The sequence below is a fragment of the uncultured Planktosalinus sp. genome (assembly GCF_963973675.1).
Lineage (GTDB): Bacteria > Bacteroidota > Bacteroidia > Flavobacteriales > Flavobacteriaceae > Planktosalinus.
Map to the genome: position 1 here is coordinate 1 of NZ_CAXBAN010000244.1, position 4,158 is coordinate 4,158.

The window sequence follows — 4,158 nt, forward strand, 5'->3', positions numbered from 1 at the left end:
TTAAGCTTCATCTTTGGCCTTATCAGTATTCTTAAAATTGGTATGATTGCGGTTCTCTTTTGCATACAAATTGCTGTAAGCGGTCGTAATTTCTGAGTTTAACTTTAAACTTTCAGCTAACTTTATATTCTCTTTACAACTTAATAATGAAAAGCTTAGCATTAAAAGTAATAGTGCCTTATGTAAAAACGTTGTTTTCATTGTATTTTTTTGATTTTAAACTTTTGTGCATGAGACTTTAGCTTTTTGGAACTATTTAAAAAAACTGAGCAGAGATGAATTCTTTGCCCAGTTTTAGGCAAATTGTATAAATATACCAGCTTAGTTAGATAACTCCGGTTTGTGTACCCATAGATAGCCCCATGAATCTTCAATCGCTTCATTCCATTTTTCACCGGCTTTTTTCATTCGATCCCGCATTTTATCGGCTTTCTTTTTACCATTGGCTTTTTCATACTCTTTAAATGGGTCACTACTTTCATCCAAAGCGGCATAATCTTTATAAAATCCCACCAAAGTATAATCAGCACCATCTTTACCAGCACCCATACTATATGACCAATATCCTGAGAGATCTTCTCCCATCTCAGTCATAACATCAATATACTCTTGAATAGCTTCGCTAAAAAGGGTGTTGTTATTGACTATAAAACTGGTATTCCAGAGAAGTTTGTATGGCCCCTCCCAGTTTTTTTGGCTCCATTTAGGAAGTTGTCTTGCGAAACTTCGTTTCACTTTTTCAACATGAGGCGCGGTAAAGTTCCTAATAATCTCATAACAGCCTTTCCAACCATCGTCATCTTCATCCATTTCTGCCCAGTTATCCATAGAACTTACAACCCTATACACATTGCCTTCTCCCTGAACACGTCTCCACACAGCCCAACCATCTTCACCGCTGTTTTCTAAATAACAGTCTTTCAATTTTTTCATACCATCTTCAAATTGAACAGTATGTCCTTGTTTTACAGTAAATTCCATAAATGCCATTATCCTTCCTCTTTCTTCTTCTTGTCCTAAAGCGAAAAGCGGCAGGACTAATAAAATAAGTAATGCTTTTTTCATAATTGTATATTTTTTAGTTAGTTTGGTGCAAGTTAGACTAGATATCAAGTCTCGTCAATCACATTTTGATGTGGTTTTAGAAGGAAATAGTATATTTGATGAAACAAACCCTATTGTTTTGAATGCGAAAGCTTTAATACTGGTCATCTGTTTTGGTTTCTGTAGCATTAATCCGTTTCTGCTTGCCCAAAATACCATACAGGTCAAAACCCTGACCACAGAAAATGGATTGCACAATCGAAATGTTAAAGCTATACTACAAGACACCAATGGTCTTATGTGGTTTGGCACAGAACAAGGCATCATAAAATATGACGGCAATGCCTTCACAATTTTTAATAGCAATAAAAACAATCCAAACTTTATCCCTTTTGAAGACATCAAACAATTTCAATATGACCCTTTAAGGCAGACGCTCTGGTATATTGCAAATGACAGATTATTTGCATTTTCTGTAAAAAATGAAACAATCATTTCTCATCAACTCATTGACGACAAACTAAAAGGAAAAGTCATTGAAATTTTGTTGGATAAAAACAATGATTTATGGCTCATAGAAGGTGAGGAAAAACCCAATAAAAAACCTGTTCAAATACTTAAAAAATATGATGGTGAGCAAATGAAGCTTATCAAATCTTATGAAAGAAATACCACTGGTTTTACCTCATTGGAATTGACCCCAAAAAATACTATCTGCTGGGCGACCATCAACCATGGGATAACGCTTTTTAACCAAAATGGAACGATTCTGGACAACAAAATTTTAGATACTTATGACTGGCTTGGAAAAGACTTGCATTTTGGTGAGTCTTTTTTTGATGCTAAAGGGCAACATTATTACTTTCCCAAAAGCTCGGGCGGTATAGATTTGTATGAAGATTTAGAGTTTAAAGCCACACTTTTTAAACATCCCGAACCTTTTTATCAAGCTATTGAAAATACAAATGGTGGTATTTGGTTTGCAACACAAAAGGAGTTGTTTTATCTCAATCCTTCAGGTGAAATCAAAAATTATTCAACGTATATCAATGCAAAATTAGACTACCAGAACATCAATCAACTATTTATTGATGCTACAAATTTGTTATGGTTAGCAACAGACAATGGCTTGATAAAAGTCAAACAACACCTTCAAAACTTCCAAAGCATTCTTAAGAGCAAAAACGAGGGGTGGGGCCGATCATTTAGGAGTATTTTTCCTTTAAAAAATGGAAACCTTGCCGCCTTATGCGAAACGGAATGGCAACTTTATGAGATTAGCAATAACGATGAAGCCAAACTTATTCCATTCAAAAACTTAGGTCTAAAACTAGACAACGCAAAGTATTTTGTTTCTGATACTTCAAAAAACAAAGCCTATTCAGTAAACAATGAACTGATAGAAATTAATTTTGAGGATACTTCCATAAAAACCTTTGCTCAATTTGAACCTTTCATAGACGGCACTGAACCAAACCCTATCATTCAATTAAAAAATGGAGAGTTGCTTACGGGACATCGGCTTTCAAAATTGATACGTATACACACTGAGACAAAGGCTTACAAACAAATTTTCAAAACACCCCTCAAAGAAGATTTTTATATACTCCGTTGTTTTGAACAAAGCCAAGTTGACCCTGAAACCGTTTGGGTTGGTACGCAAAACCACGGTATATTGAAACTTAACCTTAATGGAAGTATTGAGAAAATCTATTCTATTCATTCAATACCGGCTTTGAGTAAAAACATTATTTTAAGCATAAATGAGGTAAATTCAAAACTGTATATAGGCACTTATGGTGGTGGGATTAACATTTTAGATTTAAAAGACCAACAGGTTCAGGTGATCAATCAAGAAAAGGGATTGACGAATGACAATGTGGTGTCTATTTTAACAGTAGATGATAATAGTTTTATTGCAGCAACCTATAAAGGTTTGAATTTTGTTGATTTAGTTGAAAATAAATTTCAAAAATTTTTTAAACAAGATGGTATAACACACAATGAATTCAACTACACCTCAGCTTACAAATCAGAAAGCGGACAATTCTACTTTGGTGGGCTGAATGGCATTACCAAATTTTCAGTTGAAAATCTGTCGATAAAACGAGAGTTGCCAGCCATGATTTTGACCCAAATAGAACTATTTAATCAACAAAAAGACAGTCTCATTCGGTTGACGAAATGGAATCAAAAACCAGTAGTTTTATCGCCTTATGACATCAATCTGAAAGTAGACTGGTCAATTCCAGATTATTTTAATAAAGATACTTATACCTATTATACCAAGATGGAAGGTTTGGAAAATCAATGGTTTTATCAAGGCCATACTAACAGCATCCGTTATAACCAATTGCCGGCCGGCGAGTATAATTTGAAAATAAAAGCCTTAGATATCAATGGGAATGAGAGCAAAGCCGGATTGATTATTCCCTTTGTTGTTAAGCCCATTTTTTATAAAACCTGGTGGTTTATACTTCTGATGATGCTTTGTATTGCCGGAATTATTTACAGTGTATTTCAATATCGTCTCCATCAAGCATTGGAAATGGAGCGCTTGCGCACCAAAATTTCAAGCGACCTACACGATGACGTCGGCTCTATGTTGACCGGCTTAGCTATGCAAACCGAAATGCTTGAAATGCAAACCACCAATCCTAATCAAAAAACCAAACTTCATAAGATTACACACCTGAGTAGAAGCACCATTTCTCACATGAGAGATTTGGTGTGGAGTATAGATAGCCGAAGAGACACCTTAGGGAATTTGGTAGAACGCATGCACGAGTTGGCAGAAGAACTTTTATTGCCGGCTCGAATTTCTTACCAAATAGATATAGAAACCCTCAATCTTCAAAAAAAGATAAATTTTAATTCTCGTAGAAATTTGTATTTAATTTACAAAGAAGCCATTAACAACATTATCAAACATTCAGATGCTAAACAGGTTAAAATTAAACTTTATAACCACAAAGGAAATTGTGAGTTTAGCATTAAAGATGATGGTCATGTAAATGTTAAAAAACAAGTTTCGGGATTCGGTCTGGCCAATATGAAAATGAGGGCTCAAAGCATCAATGCCGATTTAAAATTTGATTTGGAAGATGGCTTTGG

General features: G+C 34.8%; 2 protein-coding genes. One reads left to right on the forward strand and one right to left on the reverse strand.

Going from position 1 to position 4,158, the window contains the following annotated elements; all coding sequences use genetic code 11:
- Positions 1 to 321: 321 nt before the first annotated feature.
- Positions 322 to 1,065: a hypothetical protein gene (locus tag AACY61_RS09760; protein ID WP_339611387.1), complete on the reverse strand. Its 744-nt coding sequence runs from the start codon at positions 1,063 to 1,065 to the stop codon at positions 322 to 324.
- A 25-nt stretch (positions 1,066 to 1,090) separates the two neighbouring features.
- Between AACY61_RS09760 and AACY61_RS09765 the strand changes: the two genes are divergently transcribed.
- Positions 1,091 to 4,158 (forward strand): histidine kinase (locus AACY61_RS09765; protein ID WP_339611388.1); only part of this gene is annotated, 3,068 nt, incomplete at its 3' end.